Origin of the sequence: Mesorhizobium sp. M0772 (assembly GCF_040320135.1) — a bacterium.
Taxonomy (GTDB): Bacteria; Pseudomonadota; Alphaproteobacteria; order Rhizobiales; family Rhizobiaceae; genus Mesorhizobium.
This window is the reverse complement of sequence record NZ_JAMYPB010000101.1, coordinates 1-4,357: the sequence shown is the minus strand read 5'-3', so window position 1 is coordinate 4,357 and position 4,357 is coordinate 1. Positions and strand designations below refer to the sequence as shown.

Annotated in this window: 1 protein-coding gene; it reads right to left on the bottom strand. The window is 62.5% G+C overall.

Annotated features, from left to right (window positions below):
* The coding region (locus NKI06_RS30630) for a beta-ketoacyl synthase N-terminal-like domain-containing protein (RefSeq protein WP_352987913.1) at positions 1-4,351 on the bottom strand (4,351 nt) is incomplete at its 3' end.
* Positions 4,352-4,357 lie beyond the last annotated feature (6 nt).

Sequence of the window (4,357 nt, the reverse complement as noted above, 5' to 3'; positions counted from 1 at the left end):
CCAGAAGATGCCACTCCCCAGTCGCCCCATCCACCTCACCTGCCTCGCACTGCTCTGGACACTCCTCCACCACAACATGGACGTTCGTTCCGCCCATGCCGAGCGAGTTGACGCCGGCGCGGCGCGGTCGGCTAAGGTCACGCCGCCATGCTGTAAGAACCGTATTGACCCGAAACGGGCTCCGCTCGAAGTCAATATCCGGGTTGGGCTCGTCGAAGTTGATGCTCGGCGGGAGGACGCCGTGTTCGAGCGCCTTCACGACCTTGATAAGACTGGCGACTCCGGCCGCGCGATCGAGATGGCCAACGTTCGGCTTGACCGATCCGAGCCGGCAGTATCCAGTCTTGTCAGTTGTATACTGAAAGGCTTTCGTCAGTGAGGCGACCTCGATCGGGTCGCCGAGGATCGTCCCAGTGCCGTGCGCCTCCACGTAGTCGATCTCGTCGGCGGTTAGTCGTGCTGCTTCGAGCGCGCGGACCACCACCTGCGCCTGTCCGACCACGCTCGGTGCGGTGAAGCCCACTTTAAGTGCGCCGTCATTGTTGACCGCCGAGCCGCGGATCACCGCCAAAACTGGATCACGGTCCGCCAAGGCGTCCCGCAGCCGCTTCAGGGCGACGACGCCTACGCCGTCACCAAACAGCGTTCCGCGCGCCTTACGGTCGAAAGCCCGACAATGGCCATCTGGCGACTCCATGCCCCCTTCACGGTAGAAGTAGCCGATCCGATCCGGTACTCGGACTGAAACGCCGCCCGCCAAGGCGATATCGCATTCGCCGCCCTGAAGGCTCTGGCAGGCAAGATGGACGGCGACCAGAGACGTCGAGCAGAAGGTCTGGACCGCAAAGCTTGGCCCCCTGAGGTTAAGTTTGTAGGAGACGCTCGTCGTCAGCGAGTCCTTGTCGTTCCCGATAACGGCTTGGTATTCGGCTTGGTAGGCCCCGAGCGACTGACGGACGGAATCGTCCATCATCATCCGCATCAAGTATGAGCTGATGTTGCAGCCGCCAAAGACGCCTACGCGACCCTCGTAGCGCACCCCGTCATAACCCGCGTTTTCGAGTGCCTCCCAAGCACATTCCATGAAAAGGCGGTGCTGCGGATCCATCAATTCGGCTTCGCGTGGCGTATAGCCGAACAACCCAGCGTCGAACTCCGCGATGCCGTTCATAACTGGGCGTGCCTTGACGTAGGCCGGGTCAGCAAGGTCACTCGGATCAACGCCTGCGGCAATGAGTTCGTCCGCCGTGAAGTGCGTGATCGCCTCTCGCCCGTCGCGAACGAGGTCCCAATATTCGTCGACCGAACTAGCCCCAGGAAACCGACCGCTCATCGCGATGATCGCGATGGAGTTGGGTCCAGTATCATCAGGGGGCGCCACCGATGGCGTTTTCGCGACGGCCGGAGCGGCTGGTCTTTCGTCGTCAGGAAAAAGAAGCCGCGTGAAGGCTGTCACCGTTGAGGCCTCGAAGAGGCTCAAGATCGAGATTCTCATGCCAAGCTCGCTAGATAGCTTGGCGATCAGCTGCATTCCTGTGAGAGAATTCCCGCCGAGGTCGAAGAAGTTGTCGTTTTCGCCGATCTTCTCGATCCCGAGAATATCGCGCCAAGCCTCGACGATGATTTGCCGGGGGGTGGCTTTGTGCGCGGGTCCACCGGCAGCGGCCGTCTTGGGTCCTGCCGCGTGGCGCGGCGGAAGACTCTGCGGTTCCACCCATTGTCGATAGCGGGCGTCCAGATCTCCGGTCGAATTCACGATGCGGGACGGGAGGTCGCACGAAACGACGCAATCGAGTGCGGCAAGTGCCTCGGTCGGGGTCATCTCGAACTTCGCCACTGAACTTCCGAGGTTGCCGTGATTGTGGTCGCGCACGCCCCAAGTATCCCAGTTCACGGCTCTCCATCTCGCCCCATGCACGTCGGGTTCAGCGGCGGCGAAAGCGTCCATAAAGGCATTGGCGGCGGCATAGGCGCCAAAAGTCATCCCTCCCAGAACGGCGGCTAGAGAGGAAAAAGCGATGCGGACGTCGAGGTCTTCGTCCTTGGTCACTTCATGGACTGCAAGTAGTCCAGAGCGCTTTGGAGACAAGTGTGCAAGACACTGGCTCCGGGTGAGGTTGGCCACAGTCGCGTACGCCTCCGCGTGCGAAACGCCGGCTGCATGGATAACGCCATGAACGTCGCCCCACCGAGATCGGACGTCGGCGATGGCCTGACGGAGCTGACCGACGTCGCTGACGTCGGCACAGCAATACATCGCCTCGCCTGCTAGGCAATTAATCTCCTCGATACGTCGGATCGTGAGGCTTTCGGAAGAATCCGGCTGGTTCGCCCGCAACCAGTCAGCCCACTCCCCCTCTGGCGGCAAAGTCGTCCGGCCTATGAGAGCGAGCCGAGCACCGAACCTTTGCGACAGGTCCTTCGCAATGGCAAGCGCGACCTCGCCGATGCCACCAGTGATCAAGTAGACCCCACGTTTGCGCCAGCGCAGCGCTGGAAGCGGCGTCGGCAACTCCAACGGCAGAAACGCCAGTTCCTGGCGCTTCCCGTCCTGATAAGCGACGCAGCGCGCGACGGGCTTGGCTCGAATGTCAGCAGCTAACTGTGCGACAACCGCATCACTCATGGGGCCATCCGCGACCCCAGCCGTCTCGATCACGCGGCAGTCGACGCCAGCACATTCCTGCGGCAGCGCCTTGCAGACGCCTTGGATGGTTGCGTTGACTGCAGCCCCTGTCCCGGTCGCCGAGATTCCCGCGGAAAGCACCACCATGGTGGTTCCGAACGGAGCGCCGGAGCCGCCGAGCGCTTTGCCGAGGGCAAGGACGCTGAAAAACCCTAGGTCAAGCAACGTCTCGTCCGAAGGCATCTCACGAGCCCCAAACGCCGTCCAGCCGTGGACGAACCGGATTGGCGGGTGGCCGCGCTCGGTGAGCGACATGATTAGCCGCTCATAGTCGGCGCTCTCAGAAGGACGAATTTCGAAACAGTCCTCACTGAGCACTCGAAACTCCGCGCCCGGTTGAACTGTCGTCACGTGGCAGCCGGAAGCGGTTAGCTGCGCAGCGATGCGACCCATCCCGTCATCTGGCCGGGCGAAGACCACCATTGGTTCGGGAACGACCCCAACCGCGGAGGGCGGAAGGGGCGCGGCTCTCCACGTCGGCCGATAAAACCAACGGGATGTGTCGGCGACACGCGCCTCGTCGGTGGGTTGGTTTGGACCGCGCGCGCCCGTAGTGGCCGGCGCTACGCCCGGAGCCTCACGAAAGTGGCGCTCGCCTTCGAATGGATAGGTCGGAAGCGGGAGCCGACGGCGTCCCTCCCCGGCACGCGCTGACGTGAAGTCCACGTCGACGCCGCTGAGCCACATGCGGCCTAGCGTCGTCTGGAAGAACGCCAGGTCGGATTCGCGAATATGGACCGACGGTAGCGTCGAGAAGATCGATCCGATGCGATCTGCCCCGGTGCTGGTGTGCTGCTTGGCAAACGATGCGAGGGCCTGCCCGGCCCCGACTTCCACGAGGACAGTGTCGGGCGATCTGAGGAGCATTTCGAGCCCGCGGGAAAAATGCACAGTCCCACACATGTGCTTGGCCCAATACGACGGATTCGCGGCGTCGGCCGCAGTGAGCCAAGCTCCCGTCAAGTTGGAAACGAGCGGGATCCGCGGCGCGTTCAACGTGTATTGGGCGACGAGTTCGGTAAGTGCCGGTGCGGCGGGCTCCAGCAGCCGGGAGTGGAAGGCGTGGGTGGTCTCTAGCATCCGGCAGGCGATGTCCTGCGCCTGAAGCTCCGCTTCGAAGTCTCGTACGATTTCAATCGGCCCTGCGACCACAGTGGCCTGGCCACCGTTGATAACGGCAAGGTCAAGGCCCGTGGGGAGCCGGGCCAGAATCTCGTTGTCGGACAGCGCGACAGCGAGCATCGCACCGCGCGGTTGATCGTGAATGAGTGCCGCACGTCGGCAAACGAGGTTGAGCGCATCTGACATCGAAAGAACGCCGGCAACCGTTGCTGCGACATACTCGCCGAGGCTGTGTCCGATCACAGCTGTAGGCCTTATGCCGAACGACCCGAGAAGCTCGTTTAAAGCATAGCCGATGGCGTATACGATCGGCTGGGCCAGCCGCGTCTCATTCAACTTGGACGTCGACGGTCCAGCGACACCTCGTCCGACCATCGCCCTGAAGTTCAATGTCGCTCGATCGCTAGCCGAGTTTCCCGCGTTCGTCGGTCTTTCGAACAGGACGCTTCTCGGATCCTCGCCGGTGTTGGCGCTGATGATGTCTGCGCAGCGGTCGAATGGAGTGCGGAAGGCGGGCTCGCTGCGATAGAGGTCGCCCGCCATACCAGG